This is a genomic window from Flavihumibacter sp. CACIAM 22H1, assembly GCF_001601815.1.
Classification (GTDB): domain Bacteria; phylum Bacteroidota; class Bacteroidia; order Chitinophagales; family Chitinophagaceae; genus Flavihumibacter.
The window spans coordinates 28,583-46,158 of record NZ_LUKG01000009.1 but is presented as its reverse complement, the minus strand read 5'-3'; the positions used below and the strand labels follow the sequence as shown (position 1 = coordinate 46,158).

At 45.3% G+C, this 17,576-nt stretch carries 13 protein-coding genes and 1 pseudogene; 2 read left to right on the top strand and 12 right to left on the bottom strand.

Annotation, left to right across the window (positions count from 1 at the left end):
- The 5 genes and pseudogenes from A1D16_RS04680 to A1D16_RS04660 form a co-directional block, all read right to left on the bottom strand.
- Positions 1-443, bottom strand: a pseudogene (locus tag A1D16_RS04680) (hypothetical protein); the annotation flags it as partial.
- Between the two features lie 72 nt (positions 444-515).
- Positions 516-968, bottom strand: a complete 453-nt coding sequence (locus tag A1D16_RS04675) for a protein-disulfide reductase DsbD domain-containing protein (RefSeq protein WP_290708089.1) — start codon at positions 966-968, stop codon at positions 516-518.
- Positions 969-1,031: 63 nt separating this feature from the next.
- On the bottom strand, positions 1,032-1,709 hold the full coding sequence (purQ, locus tag A1D16_RS04670) for a phosphoribosylformylglycinamidine synthase subunit PurQ (RefSeq protein WP_290708088.1): 678 nt from the start codon (positions 1,707-1,709) through the stop codon (positions 1,032-1,034).
- 10 nt (positions 1,710-1,719) lie between these two features.
- Entirely contained in the window at positions 1,720-2,709 is a 990-nt protein-coding gene (locus tag A1D16_RS04665; RefSeq protein WP_290708087.1) for a hypothetical protein, read from the bottom strand.
- 14 nt (positions 2,710-2,723) lie between these two features.
- Positions 2,724-4,262 carry a hypothetical protein gene (locus tag A1D16_RS04660; RefSeq protein WP_290708086.1) on the bottom strand — a complete coding sequence of 513 codons (1,539 nt, stop codon included), beginning with the start codon at positions 4,260-4,262 and terminating at the stop codon, positions 2,724-2,726.
- Positions 4,263-4,458: 196 nt separating this feature from the next.
- Between A1D16_RS04660 and A1D16_RS04655 the strand changes: the two genes are divergently transcribed.
- Both A1D16_RS04655 and A1D16_RS04650 read left to right on the top strand, forming a co-directional pair.
- Positions 4,459-6,441, top strand: a complete 1,983-nt coding sequence (locus A1D16_RS04655) for a KUP/HAK/KT family potassium transporter (RefSeq protein WP_290708085.1) — start codon at positions 4,459-4,461, stop codon at positions 6,439-6,441.
- Between the two features lie 49 nt (positions 6,442-6,490).
- Positions 6,491-7,273 (top strand): alpha/beta fold hydrolase, encoded by a 783-nt coding sequence (locus A1D16_RS04650; RefSeq protein ID WP_290708083.1) that lies wholly within the window; start codon positions 6,491-6,493, stop codon positions 7,271-7,273.
- Between the two features lie 6 nt (positions 7,274-7,279).
- Here A1D16_RS04650 and A1D16_RS04645 read toward each other — a convergent pair whose 3' ends face one another.
- From A1D16_RS04645 to A1D16_RS04615, 7 genes are read right to left on the bottom strand one after another with little or no spacing between them, the layout of a single operon-like run.
- Entirely contained in the window at positions 7,280-8,671 is a 1,392-nt protein-coding gene (locus tag A1D16_RS04645) for a sugar porter family MFS transporter (protein WP_290708082.1), read from the bottom strand.
- Positions 8,672-8,726: 55 nt separating this feature from the next.
- Positions 8,727-10,163: a calcineurin-like phosphoesterase family protein gene (locus A1D16_RS04640; protein WP_290708081.1), complete on the bottom strand. Its 1,437-nt coding sequence runs from the start codon at positions 10,161-10,163 to the stop codon at positions 8,727-8,729.
- A gap of 30 nt (positions 10,164-10,193) precedes the next feature.
- Positions 10,194-11,501: a DUF4434 domain-containing protein gene (locus tag A1D16_RS04635; protein WP_290708080.1), complete on the bottom strand. Its 1,308-nt coding sequence runs from the start codon at positions 11,499-11,501 to the stop codon at positions 10,194-10,196.
- Positions 11,502-11,503: 2 nt separating this feature from the next.
- Positions 11,504-12,883: a sialate O-acetylesterase gene (locus A1D16_RS04630; protein WP_290708079.1), complete on the bottom strand. Its 1,380-nt coding sequence runs from the start codon at positions 12,881-12,883 to the stop codon at positions 11,504-11,506.
- Between the two features lie 28 nt (positions 12,884-12,911).
- The gene (locus A1D16_RS04625; protein WP_290708078.1) at positions 12,912-14,459 is read right to left on the bottom strand and encodes an ADP-ribosylglycohydrolase family protein; all 1,548 of its coding nucleotides are present in this window, start codon (positions 14,457-14,459) and stop codon (positions 12,912-12,914) included.
- A gap of 21 nt (positions 14,460-14,480) precedes the next feature.
- Positions 14,481-15,545 (bottom strand): DUF4434 domain-containing protein, encoded by a 1,065-nt coding sequence (locus A1D16_RS04620; RefSeq protein WP_290708077.1) that lies wholly within the window; start codon positions 15,543-15,545, stop codon positions 14,481-14,483.
- Between the two features lie 37 nt (positions 15,546-15,582).
- Entirely contained in the window at positions 15,583-17,562 is a 1,980-nt protein-coding gene (locus tag A1D16_RS04615) for an NPCBM/NEW2 domain-containing protein (RefSeq protein ID WP_290708075.1), read from the bottom strand.
- Between the last annotated feature and the right edge of the window lie 14 nt (positions 17,563-17,576).

Genomic DNA, 17,576 nt, shown 5'->3' with positions numbered 1-17,576 from the left:
ATTTCAAAGCGGAAAGGCAGTTCTTCGGGTCCGATAACAGTTTCTCCTTGTAAGGCCATGAACTGGATGCTGCCTTTCAGAAGCCGTATGCCTTCTATTTTTTGCAGTGGGATCCGGATTTCCAGTTCCTTTTCGTAATAAGGGATACGGGCGTTGTCGAAAAGCGGTTCGGGCTCGTTTTTCAGTTCTCCTTTTTCAATAGGCTGGCCCATTATGGGGCGCCAGGCAGAGTCGGCATTGATCCGGGTATTCGGTTGCTCATCGGTGGCGCTTAAGGAGTATAATTTCCATCCCGGTGCAATAGTAGCCTTAAGCACCAGTTCGGCCGCACCCGGCGAGCTAACCGCGGTAAAGGTCCATTGAACGGGCGAAGGGGTTTCCTGAGAAAAAAGGGAAAGTTGGAGAAATACAGCTAGTAGTAGCAGGCAAATACGATTCATCATAACCGACCAGGGTTTGGGAGTGAAAAAAGAAACGAGTTCCGGAGAACTCGTTCAGGCTATTTTTTTGGCATATCAGCCCCCTAAGGCAACTTTAAAATTGACGGTAGATGGGGGAAGGCATTCTTTATCATTGCATACCATAAACTCTACTTTTCCGGAGAGGGTGGGTTTTGCTTTGCCTTTCACTTTTACGATCTGAATGAAATCTACTTTTTTCTCGTAGTAACGTACTTCGGAGCTGAAGGCTTCTTCGTACACTTTCTTCATTTTACCTATTTCCTTTACTTTGCCATCCAGGCTGATCAAGGGGTTTTTGGTAAAATCGAAGCTGGTAGATACGGGGCCATCTCCGCCATCCTGGGCGTACATATGAAAATTGCCACCGATATCTGCGGTAATGCGCACTTCGTAGGTATTTTCAGCAATTTTTTTGGAATCGAAGGTCCAGCGTACCTGTTTTTCACTTTGGGCGAAGCCGGTTACTGCCAGGGCCATCACCACCAGGGATAGTAACATTTTTTTCATGGTACAAAATTGGGTGAAAAAAATCAAAAGTTATGTTAACCAACGCTTATAGGTGTCAGACAGTTATACCAACACCTGTCTGACGTTTAAAAGCGCCTCCATCACCAAACGTCCATCGGTATTGCCCAATGCCGCTGCGGTAGCGCGCTCGGGGTGGGGCATCATACCAAATACATTTCCTGCGGCATTCCGGATACCGGCTATATTGCGGAGCGCTCCATTCGGATTGGCAGCTGCCGTAATGGCGCCCGAAGCATTGCAGTACCGATAAATGACCTGGTCATTTGCTTCGAGCTGGTCGAGGGTTGCTTCATCTGCAAAATACCGGCCTTCGCCATGTGCTATCGGAATTTTCAGGGCCTGCTCCGCCCCCAGCCCTTTCAGGTAAACATTTTTACAAATAAACTGCTGATTCGCATTACGTAATAACACACCCGGCAAAAGATGCGCCTCACAAAGAATCTGAAATCCATTACATACCCCCAACACTTTACCTCCGCGGTTTGCAAACTCAATTACCTCCTGCATCATGGGGCTGAAACGTGCTACGGCGCCGCAACGAAGATAATCGCCGTAAGAAAATCCACCAGGCAATACGATGCAATCCTCGGTTGAAAAAGCCGACAGATCGCGCTCCTTATGCCAAAGCATGATAACTTCTTGTCCTAGGTCATTTTGCAGGGCATCCTGCATATCGCGATCGCAATTGGAACCGGGGAAAACAACTACACCAAACTTCATGTAAGTGAATTTAAAGCGCAAAACTAAGATAATTCGCCGCCACCACAAAGGCAAAGAGTAACCAGTGCAGGATGAGGGGGAACATTTTGCGGTCGGGATAATAATACGCCGCTGCATGAAAACAGGAAATGGGGATCACGCTCAGCATCCAGTGCTGGTAATTTTCACCCGGGTTTACCAGTATTACCAGTAGCCCTACCAACATAATTACCAGTAATAAACTCCATATTTTACGTACCTGAATCAGCATTTTATTCAGGTTATCCTGCACAAAATAACCGCCCACCAGGAAAGGCACCACCAGTAAGAGCATACCCCCGGTGGTCCACAGGGAGGCCGGTAACCGGGGCAAATGAAACTGGATCGAAGGCAGCAATTCTTCCGGCTTCCAGTTATCGGTTAAATACATGACTACCATTAAAAAATAAAAAGGCGCCAGAAAACCGATGAGGGCAACCACAAATTCCCCGATCCGGAGCGGTCGGGTAATAAAAATGCCCAATACCACCATTACCACGAACCCGATAGACGGGGTATACAAGAGCGGTAATAGCCCCACCAGCAAACAGGTATTAAAGATGGCTCCCATGGCCCGGCTGTTATTGTACCATTTTACCATGCCATACCAGATCCAGATCAGGCAGAAATTAACGAGCAGGGTACTGGAAAACTGGTTCCATTCGGGCAAAAGGGAGCTTACCAGCAAAAAAGACATTCCGAACAGGTAGTTGGGCTTGGGCAGCAGTTTTACGTTATTGGCGATGCGGTTCAGCAAACTTGCCTGTAAATAAAGCAGTAAAAAAGCCAGCAGGGCATAAAAATACCCTCGTTCACCGAAAACAGGCCGGAGGGTATTCAGCAATAAGCGATAGAGATAATTATCATCTTCCTGCCGCAGGGGCGCGGCGGAATGCAGGAATATGGGAAATTTCAGTATCAGGGCATAAATCAGCAAAACGAATGCATTCCCAGGATTCTTTTGCCGGAAAACTCCTATCACTATGGCTTGGTTTATTAAAAGTCAACCCTGGCAAAGCACAGGTAATTCCTGTACAAACACGGGATGATGATCTGCCTGGCACTTACCTGCTTCCCAAATCTTGGCATGAATTCATATCCTTTATCCAGGTTTTTAAGGGTCGGGTACCGTGTTATTTTACCAGCGGGGTCAAGGCTCTGGTCTGTTAACACGAACGTCCGTCTTTCGAAAGTATTAAAAAGAAAGTGTACTTCTCCACCTGTATTCATATTTCCGTAAGAAATCAGGTTATCGCTTTCGTCGTCGAACTGGTTTTTGGTGATAACATTGCTCCATTCCAGGTTACCCTGCTGCCCAAAGGAAATCACCAGTACATTTTCTGCAAAATAGCGATTTTGCATGGCATTGTTCCAGCCATACCGATTCCAGGGCATTCCGTATGGTGAATATATCGGCGACCAGTACCCGTAATTCATGGGGCTCATCCAGGGATTGCCCCAGCCCATATAATCCCAGCGATTGAAGTTATTATTGCGGGAGGTCGTGTACAGGGCCTCGCTTACTATCACAAAACCACCATCCTTACGGGTAAAAATGTTCTTTATAAAAAAATCGTTGAAGGCTGATTTCTTGTTGGCGTCCGTACCCTTGGCCTGGATCCTGATTTCGTCATTAAACACCAGGGCAGAATCCATTACCTTGGAATTGGTACCCTTATCCCAGTTTACCAGGTATAAACCTTCAATATTGCCCCTTTTCTGCCGCGAGAAAAAGGAAGCGAGCAGTATCCTGTTGTTGTTATTGTCGATCTTCATCAGCAGGTTGTCCAGGATCTGTTTACCGATTTCCACGTTACGGATACTAAATCCAAGAGAATCGGGGTGTTTGATCAGCATGGAAACACCGGCAATAAAATCAGAATTATTACCAGCCCTGGTAAATTTTGCCACTACCAGCTCTCCGGCATTGCTGAGGTGGAAATCGGAAAAATAATCGCCTTTTTCGTCCATCGCCACTTCGCTGAAATTCCGTGTCAGTAATTTCAGGTCGGCATCGTATAAAAAAGAGGTAATAAAAAACTTACGGGGGTTACTGCTGTTCACTTTAAACAGCATGAGCTTCTGTTTATCGTCACTATTTACAACGGTATAGATCTTATTACTGGAGGAATAACCGATTTCAGTGGTATCGAGGGTTACCGGATTGGCCAGGGGTTTACCGCTTGCCCCGATTGCCACGTAATCACAGTAAACAATCCGCTTTCTTTGGTACTGGTAGAAAAACAGGACTTTATCCGGATAGGTTATGTAATCCACGTTAAAAACCCGGTCTGGCATAAAGTCCATTACCACTTTTTCCTTCAGCTTCATTTCTTCGTTATAAATAGAAATGGCGTGCTCGGACCGGTTATTCTTATAAACCAGCACATCGCCTTCCAGCTTACCCAGGATTTCGAATTCCGTTCGGCGCGAATCCTCCTTTTCGGGTTCGGTATATACTATCCGCGGGGCCTGGGCGTTTACTCCAAGAAAGGCAAACAATAAAAAGCCGACAACAACAAGCTTGAGTTTCATTTCGTACGCTTTAGTTAAAGGTAATATCCAATGCATATAATTATAGGACAATTTTACACATCAGTCGGTTGTTTATGTTCACAACATAAACATAAGGTATGAATATTTTAACTATACCTTTGCAACACGACCGGGATAAAACCCGGTTGATTCTGAATACCAGTCGGGGTGCTTATCCCGGCGCAATAGTCCAACTGTGGGAAAAAATTTAGACAAAGTCTCCCTTGGAGGCCTGTTAATCGCTTTAGGAATTATTTACGGTGATATCGGAACCTCTCCACTTTACGTATTTAATGCGATCATCTCTGGCCGGGAAATTACCGAGGACCTGATCCTGGGCTCCCTGTCCTGTATTATCTGGACCCTTACCCTGGTTACTACGGTAAAATATGTTTGGCTGGTGCTTAGGGCCGATAACCGGGGGGAGGGGGGTACATTTGCCCTCTATGCCCTGGTGAGAAGACGCAAAAAATGGCTTGTTCTACCCGCCATGATCGGCGGAGCATCCCTGATGGCCGACGGCATTATTACGCCGCCTATGACCATTACCTCTTCTATTGAAGGGCTGCGTGAATTACCGGTATTTCATGAACTGGGCACTTCCACAATCGTTTATATTGTACTGGCCATTATTTCGGCCTTTTTCTTTATGCAGCAGTTTGGCACCGCTTCCATCGGTAAACTGTTTGGTCCGATCATGCTCACCTGGTTTACCATGCTGGGCATACTGGGCGTACTGCATATTACGGATGATATCAGCATTATAAAAGCGGTTAACCCTTATTATGCCGTTAATTTCCTGGCCACTTACCCGAAAGCCATCTGGCTGCTCGGTGCCGTTTTTCTTTGTACCACGGGGGCCGAAGCCTTGTACAGCGACCTGGGGCATTGCGGACGAGACAATATCCGTTTTTCCTGGATCTATGTAAAACTTTGCCTGCTTCTTAATTATTTTGGACAGGGGGCTTTTTTGCTGGCCAACCGCACCGGTATAACGGTAACCCCGGCTGTAAAAGCAGAATTGGGAATCAATGCCTTCTATGACCTGATGCCGCAATGGTTTATTATCCCGGGCGTTATTATTGCCACTACGGCCGCTATTATTGCCAGCCAGGCCATGATTTCCGGCGCTTATACCCTCATCAGCGAAGCCATGCGGCTCAACCTTTGGCCTAGGCTGAAGATCCGCTATCCTTCGGAAGAGAAAGGACAACTCTTTATTCCCGGTATCAATACCATGATGTTTGTGGGTTGTGTTGGCATTGTACTCTATTTCCAGGAATCCTCGCGCATGGAAGCGGCCTACGGCCTTGCCATTATTGTTACCCTGATAACAACCACCATTTTATTCTCCAATTATATGGTTGCAAAACGGGTCCCCTCCGTGCTTATCTATATTTTCCTGATCAGTTTCCTGGTAATTGAAATAACCTTCCTGGCCGCCCTGCTGGAGAAATTCACCCATGGAGGTTATATAACCCTTATCATCGGGCTGGGCATGTTCATTATCATGTATGTTTCCTACCGGAGCCGTAAAATTAAAAACCGGTACGTGGAATTTGTACGCCTGGAACATTATGTACCCATGATCCAGGAACTCAGCAACGACAAAACAGTACCCAAACATGCTACCCACCTGGTATATATGACCAGTGCCAATAACCCCAAGGAAATTGAACATAAAATCATTTACTCCATCCTTAATAAAAAACCCAAAAGGGCCGACATTTACTGGTTTGTGCATGTGGACACACTCGACGACCCCTATACCTGTGAATATGTGGTAGATCATATTATCCCGAATGATATTATCCGGGTAGAATTTCGCCTGGGCTTCCGGATGGAGCCTAAAATCAACTTATTGTTCCGTAAAGTGGTGGAAGAACTTGTAAATAACAAGGAAGTAAACATTTACAGCCGCTACGAAAGCCTGGAAAGAAATAATGTGGTAGGCGATTTCCAGTTTATTGTAATGGAAAAATACCTGAGCCAGGATAATGAACTCCCTTTCCTGGAGCGCATTATTATGAAAATCTATTTCTGGCTCAAGGAAATTTCCCTTTCCGAAGAAAGAGGTTTTGGCCTCGACCCCTCCAATGTAGTGGTAGAAAAGTTTCCGCTTATTGTAGCACCCGTTACGAGTATACGGTTGAAGCGGGTGTATCATGAGGAGGAGTGAAAAGGGGAAAAGAGAAGGGAGAAGGGGGACGTTTTTTTAGAATTGGATAATGTTATTTCTATACATCTTTCTGGCGATACTGCTGCTTAGCCTCCTCGGATATTTTCTGCAGGAGAAATTCATCTTTAAACCAGAGAAACTGGCGCAGGATTTTGAATTCAAATACGATGCACCTTTCAGGGAACTGTTTTTTCACCCGGAACCTGGGGTAAGTATCAATGGCCTGCATTTTTACCGCGAAGAACCAAATGGGCTTGTACTATACCTTCACGGCAACAGCAGAAGTATTAAAGGATGGGCCAAGTATGCCCGCGATTTTTATCGCTACAATTATGATGTGGTCCTGATCGATTACCGCGGCTTTGGAAAAAGCACCGGAAAACGAAGTGAAAAACAACTGCTGACCGATGTACAGTATGTCTATTCAGCATTAACCCGGCAATACCCCGAACACCATATCATCGTATATGGCCGTAGCATTGGCAGCGGCTTTGCTGCAAAGCTGGCATCGGATAATAATCCCCGTTACCTCATCCTGGATGCTCCTTATTACAGTTTTAAAAAAGTAGTAGAACGTTTTCTGCCCATTTTGCCGGTATCACTGGTATTGCGCTATCACCTCCGCACCGACAAATGGATACGGCATGTGAATTGCCATACCTATATTATTCACGGTACCAACGACTGGCTGATCCCCGTGCGGCACAGTGAAAAACTCCAGCGCATAAACCCTTCCAAAATAACCCTGATAAAAATAAGTGGAGGCGGACATAATAACCTGCCTGCCTTTCACGAATACCACAATTTCATCCGCGACATTCTTAAGTATTAAGACCGTTTACCACATAGCCTCAATTTCTTCGAGCGATTTGCCGGCAGTTTCAGGAATATGCTTCCATACAATATACATATAGGGCAGGCACATAGCGGCAAATAGCCAGAATGTTCCATGCGGTGTTAACTCCTCCAGCATCCAGGGTGTTAACTGGCCAATCAGGTAGGTTCCTACCCAAAGGGAAAAACCTGCAATTGACATTGCCATAGCCCGAATAGCATTGGGATACAGTTCCGATAACAACACAAATACTACTGCCGACACAGAAACCGCGCAACAAAAAACATAGGATAGAAATAAAAACAACAATACCTCGTTCGGCCAGGACCAGGCAAGCCCGCGCCAGAAATATAAACCAATCAGCGCCAGGCAAACTATCATCCCCGAAACACCCCAGTAGACCAACATCTTGCGCCCTACCCGATCAATTATGAAAATAGCCAATACCGTCGTAAGCATATTCACCAACCCAACCAATACCTGGTAAAACAGGGAATCACCTTCCGACAGTCCGCTGTTTTTAAATATAGTAGGCCCATAATAAAGCACCGCATTCACCCCCATAAACTGTCCTAAAATGGCAATCGCTACCCCAATTACCACTACTTTGAAATAATTGGATTGAAGCAGTACCCTGTACCCGGTATGGCTTTTTTGTCCGGCCATTTTTGATTGAATAACAGCCGCCTCTTCCTCTGCCAACAACTGGCTTGCATTAATTTTTGCAAGAATACCTACTGCTTTCGCCTGCTGATTTTTTAAGAGCAACCAACGCGGGCTTTCCGGAATAAAAAAGAGGATCAGCAGGAATAGCAATGCCGGCAGTGCTTCCATGCCCAGCATCGCACGCCATACCTCCGTTACAAATACCGTTTGAAGGGTATTATTCTCAAAGGCAACGCCGGAAACTGCATATTCCAGCAATTGGTAATTGACCAGGTATGCTCCTAAAAAACCGGCAGTTATAGCCAGCTGGTACATAGCCACCAACCGGCCCCTGTAACTGGCTATCGCAATTTCCGAAATATACATGGGCGAAATAATGGAAACCATTCCGATTGCAACACCACCTATGATCCGGTATATCACCAATGCATCAATCGTATGCGCAATGGCACAGCCAATACCTGATAACAGGAATAAACTGCCCGAAAAAAACAGCGACATTTTCCGACCGAATTTTTCTCCGCAGTAACCTGCCATCAATACCCCTGCCATAGAACCCACCAACGCACAGCCCACGTACCAACCCTGCTGCAGAGAACTAAGCTGGTATTGCAGGGTCACCTGTTCAATGGTGCCGGATATTACTGCCGTATCGTATCCAAACAGGAAGCCACCTAATGCTGCCACGATGGTTAAAAAAATCACGTACCCGATATTCTTTTCCTTCATAATGTTTGTTTCAACTATTCCATGTTACAAAAACTACCTTATTAGCGGCCTTGCATCAGCGAAGCTGCAAAAATTCTTCGTATACCGTACCGAACCGGTCCGTTACTTTAACTACTACCTGCTTAACCGTTTTATTAACCTTAGTCCTGAATAAATGAGCAGTCAGCACAGGTTTCATCCAGGGTTGACCGGGCGGAAGCGATTGATAATAGGCCGCCATTACCGGCGAATAACCTATAAACCGGGTCATTTCTCCCATGTTTTTACCATCTGCCACCAGTTCTACTTTCCATTTGGCATCCCAGTTCCAGACATTTGCGATCACTGCGCCGGTAGAATCTTCATAACTAAGCTGCATTTGGTGATTTCTATCTTTGCCGGCACTTTGAAAATACCAGGAAATACTATCTTTTCGAATCTCGTAAACAGCGTAACCCAGAGGAGCCCCATCGAAAGAGGTTTCTCCCCCCCACCAGGCTCCACAAATGGCACCGTGTATATGATGAAAGATATTTTTCCGTTCAAAAGCCTGGTTCCAATGCGTATGCCCAGACATTATATGCACTTTATAGGGCTCCAGTATTTTATAAAAATGCTCCGCATTTATAACGGGGCTATCATCGGGCAGCGCTACCCCTTCTGAGCCTGCGGGTTTCTCCCGGTCATATTCAAAGGAAATATGCACCGCCACAATTACTGTAGATCCTACCGGAACCAAACTAAGGTCATTCTCCAGCCATTTCAGCTGACGTTCCGTAACATACCCCATATAACGGGAATGCATACCCTGGTAAAACACATTATCCAATACAACATAGTGTATGCTGCCCTTATTGAAAGAATAGTACTCGGGACCGAAATTAGCACGAAAGGTTTTCTGTGAACCCTCGTCGGTACGGGCATCATAATCTTCATCGTGGTTTCCCAGCACCTGGAATGTAGGAAACCCCATCTGCTCCACCGATTTTTTATGATTAGCGAACAAGGTCAGATCATCGCCCACAATATCGCCACAGAGCAGGCCCACTTTAGGCAGGTTTTTATACGCCGCTAAAACTGGTTTAAAATAGTCTTTCGAAAACCTGGACCATTTTTCCGCTGCTTCTGCGTTGGCTGGTTGAGGATCGGCGCCAACCACCAGGATATGGTGAGAATCATCCACCGCTTCCTTTAATAATTCAAAATTATATTTTTTCCGCGCAGGTTCAAGGCGCTGGTAAAACCGCGGTAAAAACCGATCGGCAGGAATCTGGTAGCCTGCCGGAATAGTAAGGTAAACAAAGTCCGCATCCGGATGGGCATAAAAAGAATACGCACCTTTTTTATTGGTCTTAACCACCGAAAATCCATCGGTTACCGCTACTTCCGCAATGCCCATTTTAGTGAACTGCTGAGATACAATACCTGTTATCAACCGGCTTTGAGCCATAGCCGAATTGACTAACATCAATAACCCTGAAAAAACTAAAACTACCTGCACTTTTTTATACATAGCATTCAATTAAACCATTACTAATTCCTATCAAAATCGCTGGCGGATACCGGCACCCATTTTACCCGAAGCAGAATAAGGTGCTATATAAATTTCATTATCAGAACGCACTAGCCCGGTGTTAATTTTTATACGGGTGGTTAGTTGCTTCCCAGGCTTGTACTGACAATCGGCATAAAGCGAATCGTTGAGAAAAATATAATAACCGGCCACATTCTTTTCAGTGGATGATTTTACCGACCAACTGAATTCTAAAGAATGATCGTTTTGGCGGTTCACTACTGTATGTTCGATACCACCCTGCACGTCCTCTTCCGGCAGTTTCCCCTGCCGGGTATAATACAGGTAATCTTTATGAAATTGCGGATTATTATACCCGGGACTATAATAATGGCTGTAGGCAAATGTTATATAATTAGATACATAGGGGGCTACAATTTCCATCTGTTTCACAAAACGATCGAGGGGTGCGCTGGTCCAGAACCGCTGGTCAAAGGTTTCGGTATCTACCCAAAATAACAACCCGGGTTTTGTATCAACCGCAGTTTTAAGCGCAGCAAACCATTCGTCCAGCACCTGCATTTCGAGTCCGCCTGCACCTATACAATCCTGGGGTGCGAAGATGTCGCCTTCTTTAAAATTGGCTGCGCTGAATACATTTTTCCACATGTTGGCCGTTTCCTGCGAACTGCCCAGCCGGTAATTAAAAAACGGGCACAACATAAAGGGCATATCAGGGGTAAGCCCGTTAAGAAAATGGAGGTTGATATTTAATGCGGCAGCCAGCTGTGCATGGGCTGCTGGTGTGGTGGCTTTAATATTATCAACTTCCCATACCCAATACCATCCATACATGGTACCACCATACCTGCTTTTATACCGATCAACCAGTTCTTTGGCAAGCCGGTTCCCCAACTCCATCTGTTCCGTTATCCAAGGTGAGCTAATAGGAGTAGTCCACCATTTTTCGTCAAAATTCAGTCCAATAAACACTTTAATGCCGGCAAGTTTAGCATTCCGCAAACAATTTTCCACGAGGTCATTCCCATAGCGGTTTACTACCCCCGGCAACTTGCTGGGAAAGATGGAATACATTTTACCTTCCTTATCGGTATTTAGCGTGGAGCCCAGCACCAGGTAATGCATACCGGCTTGCTTTAATGCGGCAAACTCCTGCTGCCAGCGCTCATCTGTCCAGTTTCTTACCAGGTAGCTCTGGATAAACGTACCATCTGATTTGGGTTTCTTGACAGCACTTGCAGTAGCCGTAAGCACTTCCCTTTGTGTGCAACTCAAGTGCAGCACCAGCCAGGCAACGCCTATTAAAATTTTTTTCATGATTAATTAATCGGATAATTATCGGTTCTGAACTGTTTTACTGGTAAGCGGGTATTATCCGATAAATCGGGAACGGACGCATTCTCAAAGCAATACCGCAAAGCAGTAGGACGCAATAGACCCGGCGCAAAAATTTCAATCCTGTTGCCTTTAAGAAGGTTGGCTTTGGCAGGATAAAATACGCCGTCTGTTCCGGCAAGCTGAAAACCGCCTATACGTTCAGCGTTACTTCTCAACACTCCCCTGGCAGTACAGGTGGCATAAGCGTAGTTACCCTGAAAACTAACCGCTGTGATTTGCGGAGGATCTACCTGTAATGCTTCTACCTTGTATATTTTTTTCAATACCAGTTCTGCCAGCCGTATACCCACTTCGGATTTCCTGGATGGATGAATATCATCGGTATCAGGTACCAGGTCGGCAATTCCAATTGAACCAAAATCTGGTATGCGTTGGGCCGCCAGTTGAACCTGTTCTCTCAATGCTGCGCCACGTACCGGTTTATAACCGTTCCAGGGGGCAATTTCAACCGCAAAAAAGGGAAAGGCTGTTCCAAATTCATTTCTCCAGGATTGCACCATTGCTGATAAAAGATCGGCATAGCGGTCCCAGTCCCAATCAACATTGGCTTCTCCCTGGTACCAGATACAACCTTTTAGCTGGTAGTTCTTCAATGGATAGATCATACCATTGTACAGGCTTGCCACTCCTTTAGGCGCCCAACCATAGGGTTCAATATACTCAATGGTTTTGGCCAACCCGCTTTCCTTAAAGAGCTCTCCAGGCATCCACGTCTGTATATTGGTTCCTCCCCAATAAGCGCCGATTAAACCCACTGGCGATTTGTTTACCCGGTTCAGTTGCCTGCCGAAATAAAGTCCTACCGTACTGAAGGCTGCAGCCGTTGCTGAATCACATTTCACCCATTTACCGCTGCATTCAGCAAAAGGCAGGTTATCGTAGTTTTTATCGACGGTAAAAAAACGCAGTTCCTCATTGGGTTCAATAGAGTGAGGGCTGCTGTATTCCATGTTTGACTGACCGGCGCAAAGCCAAACATCCCCCATTACGATATCATGAATGGTTTGGGTTTCTTTACCACAGATAAAAGTAATGGTATGCGGTCCTTTGTTAGCAGGTGTCTGGATGGTTGTCAGCCAACTGCATTCCGGGCCGATCATTACGCGCAGCGTGTCTTCGGGCTGCCAGGAGCCAACAATTTTCAACTCAAAAGAACCCGGGCCTTTTCCCCAAAGCCTTACGGATGCGTTTTGTTGCAATACAGCATGATCAGACAACAATGCCGGCAATTTCAACGGCAATTGTGCCATTAACCGCGGGCTGCTAACCAGCACCAGCAAACACAGTAAATATGCTCTCATAATATCAGGGCCCGTAACCGGCTTCTATTTATTTTCTCTGACCAATATTCTTTTTAGTGTCGTATACCAGGCAATCTACCGTTCTGAATTCATAGGCAGGATGAGGATTATTTACCCTGATACGCACCTCGTGTTTACCCGGCAACATTCGGTATTGCCAGAATAATTCAGTGCGGCTGTAAATGGGATCAACCGGAAAGTTGGCGGTTTCAACTTCTTTACCGTCTATCAGCAGGGTTGCCTGTAGTACATGCGGAGGAGCATCGGCTGCTTTTTTTGCTGCATGGCCGCGTATAACAAACCCGATACCTTCCATTTCGAATACCAGTTCATCCGCAAAAATTTTTCCCAATGGAATAAACTGTTTCGGGTGATGACCGGCAAAATTCTCCTCAAACTCTACGGTAGTTAGCGCGGGAGCAGGAAAACGGATAATATCCTGGGCAGTATCACCCTGATTTGCTGCAATATTTTCCAGGGCATGTTTATAACCGATCGCATACACTTTTTCGAGTGAAAGATCTGTAAAGGAAAAATTTCGTTGTTCCGCACGCTGTAACGGCTTCAGCCAATAAGCAGGAATATTGTCATACCCTTTAATTACACCCAGCACACCGGCAGCCGTGGCAGGATTGCAATCAGAATCCTGCCCCAGGCGGGTAGCAATTTCCAGTGTTTGAGTAAAGTCACCCTTTCCATAGAGTAACCCGATTACCACGTAGGCAGCATTTAACTTGGCATCGATATTAAGTGGATGAAATACGCCATTGGGGCAGCCCGTTTCTTCCGCCCATTTTTTCTGCACTTCAAACCAGGTCTGTTTCCAATCATCGGGGTATTGTTGGTGCCATTTGATAACATCCGCTATGCACTGATAAAACTTACTTTGTTCGGGAATGACTTTTAATGCATTTTTCACGATACGGGGTATATCGGAATCGGTGAATGCCAATGCATACATATTGGCCACATAAATACCACCATACAAGCCATCGCCAGAATTCATGATACGGCCAAGTTTGTTAGCGATAGCAGTGGCAGCACCCGGCATACCCGGACTCATCAGACCAGCAAAATCTGCTTCTATTTGAAAATCGATATCATCGGCATGGGGATTGTGCAACCAATGGCCGGAGCTGTCGGCCGGGATCCCCTGCTGCAAATTATACCGGCCGGCCTGGTTGGCATGCCATAACTCATATTTTTTGCCCATAAATGCGTGCCCAAAAGAGTCTACAGCAGCATTGATGCCCAACTTTTCAAATACCTCCACAAAGGTCAGGTCTACATACACATCATCATACAAACCAGGAAAAGTGGTCATTGCTTCATTCACATAATCATCGTGCCATTTTATTGTTTCATAGTCTTGAATAAATGTACCGAGATAGCGGAATTCAGAAGGCCAGCCAAGGGTAACGCCAATCGTTTGACCGGCCCAACCGCCTTTTATCTTGTTTAATAAAACAGCTTTTGTTATTTCCTGCCCGGGATTTTGCTCAGCGCTTCCATCTTTTTTGGGCGAACACATTGAGAAGCCGGCTGCCAGCAATACGGTATAAATGAATCGGGTCATGTGTACAATTTTTTGAAACAATTATTTTCTTTTCTCTAACCAGGATTTGTATTGATTATACAATCGAACTGATTCCTGGTTACGATGCCCTGCATATGCCGTGGAACCAGGCTTATTGAAGCAGCCCAGGTATTGATAAATCAAAATCTTATCTACAAACGGCGAAAGGTCTTTCATTTGCTGCAGGATTCTTGTTTCAAAATCAGCTGGCAGCAGATTATCCTTGGTTCCTTTTTCAAAATAAAATACTTCCATATCGGCCCAGATCCTGGAACGGGCCGCCTGTTGATGAGCGCGGCAAAGGTTTTCAAAATGTTTGGCAGGCTCTCCCAGTTTAGCATGGTTTACTCCAACCCCATCCTGGTAAGCAATAACGTCAATATTCATACGCTCCAATTGCTTTACAAAATGACTATCTGATTTTTCCGCTTTAATATTATAAGGTGCTATCAGGTTAAAAGAAGCCGGTTGCAGGGAGCGCGCTACATGAGAACACTCGTTTACATACCTGATGAATTTTTCATCAAAATAAGGCATCAGGTAAGATTCGTTCGGAAAATACCATCCATAAAAACTGGAATGGTGGCCGTATTTTTTTACAATTTCTTCCATGGCTTTATTCCGCAACTTTTTAATACCAGGATCCGTCATCAGGAATTCTCCTTTCTGGCAATCGTCCCAAAAATCGTTGCTTAAAAAAAACTTCATACCTACCTCATCTCCTGCAGCCAATACCGCTTCCAGGGGATCGGCACAGCCCAACTTATATTGTGGAACCAGCTTGGAAGGATAAATCGATTTTCCGTCGAGCGCCACCTCCTGGATAACCAGGTATTCAAAGCCAAGTTCACTAATTTCTTTTACCTTATCCTTCCATTGCTGTTCGGTAAATTGAGCAAGATCTTTATCCCAGTATTCTCCTTCCGCAGGTAATAAATGCTGAAATTCAAACCAGGATCCGGCAATAGGTTTTATATCGGATATTCCATTGGCGGCACCTGTACCGGTTACTGCCAGCGCAGGAACGGTGGCCGACAGGGCAGCTGTTCCCAAAGCGGAATATTTCAGAAAATTTCTTCTATTCATTGATGTCGGTTGTAGTAATAAATAATAAGATGTTGGATTATTTTTTAACCGGTGTTAATTTCAGGAACTTCACCCCGTGGTAAGGAACTTTGGCAGTGTATTTTTGAGTAGCCTTTCCAATATCCTTTTGTGTCCAAAGATCTCTTACCTGGTATTCACCTTTTATACCAAGTTGTGTCCAATCTACTGAAATTTCATACTGCTCCTGCTGGATGGCAGTTTCGCGAGATTTATCCCAAAGAATATAATATGGATCCATATTAAAAAAACCCACTGCAATTGAGCCATCTTCCAGTTCTTTCGACCAAACCTGGCCGTTTTTAGTAAGTATTTTTTTTGCCGGCTTAACCAATGGATCCTGGTTTACTGCAATTACTTCGTCGTTGGTAAGCAGGTTTAGGGTAAATGCATCCATTGCATTCATATCACAACCGATCAGCAGTGGAGAAGAGAGTAAACTCCAAAGACTCAGGTGGCTGTATTGCTCGTCGGCCGTAAGTTTGGAATCGTGCATTTTAGCTCCCCATCCACCGCCTAGTTTACCAACCACCAGCATATCGGGGTCATTGTACTGACCTGGTTTGGTTACTGGCGCCATCAGGTCCTGAAAAGCGCCTATTGCCACCACAACGTTCCAATCATCGGTAATATCGCGGGTAGTACGCCACTGGTTACCATTGGCTTCCTGCCCCCAGTACCATACATTCGGTGCACCGTATCCAACACAATAAACGATATCCCGTTCTTGTTTTTTCAACTCCTCTCCCATCAGTACATAGGGTGCTTTAATAATGGTTTCGGTAGGCACAGGGGCAACGTCGGTATACAGGCAATAATCATATTTCAGGTAATCTACTCCCCAATTTGCCCAGGTTTTGGCATCAATGGCTTCATGGCCATAACTACCCAGGTATCCTCCGCAGGTTCGGGGACCGGGTGAGGAATAGATCCCAAATTTCAAGCCCTTTGCGTGTATATAATCCGCTAGTCGTTTAAAGTCAGGAAATTTCTCATTACCCGGCAATTCGCCTTCTTTCGTTCTTGTTTTAGCTTCCCAGCCATCATCAATATTGATATAAGACCATCCATGGTTAACCAGTTCACGGCTCATAAAATCAGCGGCATCTTTAACTTTTTGTTCGTCTACGTTAATGCCCCAGCAGTTCCAGCTGTTCCAGCCCATTGGCGGGGTAAGTGCAATTTTATCGCCTACTTCCACCGTAACACGCCTAAAATCACCGCCTGCTTCATTATCGGCGCGCACTACCATATAGTACCTGCCTGCCTGTTCAATTTTTCCGGTAATTAACCCGGTAGTTTCATCAATTGACAAGCCTTTTGGCAACTGGTAGGCGGTAAACTTCATGGGCCTTTTTCCAGTAGCTACCACCTGGTAAAGAAAAGGATTGGAAGGCCGTACCCCAAAAACGCTGGGAGAATTGATGCGGGGTTTATCCGCTGGCTTAGGGGTAAGAATGTATTTTTCTTTAGCAATAGATTCGGGATAAGCACTCAGTGGAATTACTTCTCCGGATGTTTCAATTTTCACTTCCAGCCAATCGGCATGATCGTACATAATACCATCTCCGGCCTCCGTTACCATTAATACTATTTGTTGTTTTCCTTTAAGATCAACGTTGAATGGTTGGGCAGGCATGCCTTTACGCATAATATTACTGGTCCAGATCACTTCACCATCGGCCAGGATTTTAAAGGCCATATCCATGGTATAATCATTGCGATCGTCGGCTCCTACAAAGCCGCTAATAAAACTGGCTTTACCTCCCAGCTTTAACATAAACCGACTTACCGAGTGTGTACCAATACCCCGGGAATAACGAACCCCGCCGACAGACAAAGGACTGCCAATAACCGATTTATTAATAACCGGCGCGCCCCAGTCCTGCAAAAGAAGGCGAAGGTCCAGTTTATCGATATACACTTCTTTTGCAATAGACTGTACAGGTAAAGCAGCAATTGTACACAGTACCAGTAAAAACCTTAAAAAATGAAACATAAAACGATGCTTGG